Here is an 843-nt window from a genome sequence, read left to right as displayed (position 1 = left end):
GCGTTTCAGACACGGTTATCAGTGCCGGAGGCGGACAGAGCCTTCAGGGGCAGGCAGTGAATACCACTCTGAACGGCGGTGAGCAGTGGGTACATGAAGGCGGGATTGCAACGGGTACCGTCATTAATGAGAAGGGCTGGCAGGCCGTCAAATCCGGCGCAATGGCAACCGACACGGTTGTGAATACCGGCGCGGAAGGGGGACCAGATGCAGAAAATGGTGATACCGGGCAGTTTGTTCGCGGAAATGCCGTACGCACCACCATCAATAAAAATGGTCGTCAGATTGTGGCTGCTGAAGGAACGGCAAATACCACTGTGGTTTATGCCGGCGGCGACCAGACTGTACATGGTCACGCACTGGATACCACGCTGAATGGGGGGTACCAGTATGTGCACAACGGCGGTACGGCGTCTGGCACTGTTGTAAACAGTGACGGCTGGCAGATTATCAAGGAAGGTGGTCTGGCGGATTTCACCACCGTTAACCAGAAAGGCAAACTGCAGGTGAACGCCGGTGGTACCGCCACACATGTCACCCTGAAACAGGGTGGAGCACTGGTTACCAGTACTGCGGCAACGGTTCTTGGCAGCAACCGTCTGGGCAATTTCACGGTGGAAAACGGTAAGGCTGACGGCGTTGTTCTGGAGTCCGGCGGTCGCCTGGATGTACTGGAAGGCCATTCAGCGCAGAAAACACGGGTGGATGACGGCGGAACCCTGGCAGTGTCTGCCGGTGGTAAGGCAACAGATGTCACCATGACATCCGGTAGTGCCCTGATTGCAGACAGTGGTGCCACTGTTGAGGGGACCAATGCCAGCGGTAAGTTCAGTATTGATGGCA

Annotated in this window: 1 protein-coding gene; it reads left to right on the top strand. The window is 56.5% G+C overall.

Annotated features, from left to right (window positions below; genetic code table 11):
* Positions 1 to 843 (top strand): AIDA repeat-containing protein (locus ACJHWR_RS25255; protein ID WP_410226722.1); only part of this gene is annotated, 843 nt, incomplete at both ends.

The organism is Escherichia sp. WS568, from assembly GCF_046486085.1.
In the GTDB taxonomy this organism is placed as follows: Bacteria; Pseudomonadota; Gammaproteobacteria; order Enterobacterales; family Enterobacteriaceae; genus Escherichia; species Escherichia coli.
Note: the sequence above shows the minus strand (reverse complement) of the source record. Positions and strands in the feature narration are given on the sequence as shown.